Genomic DNA, 765 nt, shown 5'->3' with positions numbered 1-765 from the left:
TGTGGTCTACGTCGAATCCGGGTCGTCCGAGAGTCGTGGGTTTCGGAAATCTTTCGGAGAGCGCCCGGTCCAGCGTTTGAAGGCATGAGAGAAGTTGGCGAGGTCGCTGTATCCGAGTTCGGAAGCGATCTCGCTGACCGAAACCGAGCGATCGAGGAGCCGTAGCATCGCGCGTTCGTACAGCAGCGTGTGGCGGACCTTGCTGTAGGTGGTTCCTTCTTCGGCAAGCCGCCGTTTCAACGTGCTGCTCGACATCGACAATGCTTGTGCAACATCATGGTTGGTTCGCTGTCCGAGGTCCTTTTCCAACAGTTGCCTCACCTTCTCGGCGGATGACATGGACCCACTCCGCTGGGCGAGTGTCCGCTGCAGATCAGTGATAGCGAGTCGATATGCGAGAGGGTCCGAGAACCGACAAGCCTTGTTTAGTGTGTCCTCGGGTACGTGGACGAAGGAAATCGGAGCGTCGAAGAACCGGCGATTCGCCCCCGGACCTTTGTCGTGGCTCACCTCGGTCGGCTCCGGCCAGCTCAGATGGAGTGTCACCGGCGATATGTCACCGGCGAGCATGTCCAGCAGTCGTAATAACGCCGACCCGCCGTAGGTGATGACCAAGCAGTCCAGTGCGGAATCGCCTGTGTGCGCAGTGAGCCCGACGATCAGACCGTAGTCGCCAGTGTGGAACTGCGATTTCAACGCCGTGGAGATCAATGGCAGGTATGTCAGGAGATCGACGATCTCGGCGACCGAACCAGCGCTGATCAA

1 protein-coding gene is annotated in these 765 nt (G+C 59.0%); it reads right to left on the bottom strand.

Features of this window, described 5'->3' with window-relative positions:
- Positions 1-6: 6 nt before the first annotated feature.
- The coding region (locus tag MTX35_RS25305; RefSeq protein WP_243597476.1) for an AraC family transcriptional regulator at positions 7-765 on the bottom strand (759 nt) is incomplete at its 5' end.

It is taken from the genome of Rhodococcus sp. ARC_M12 (assembly GCF_022810385.1).
Classification (GTDB): domain Bacteria; phylum Actinomycetota; class Actinomycetes; order Mycobacteriales; family Mycobacteriaceae; genus Rhodococcoides; species Rhodococcoides navarretei.
Note: the sequence above shows the minus strand (reverse complement) of the source record. Positions and strands in the feature narration are given on the sequence as shown.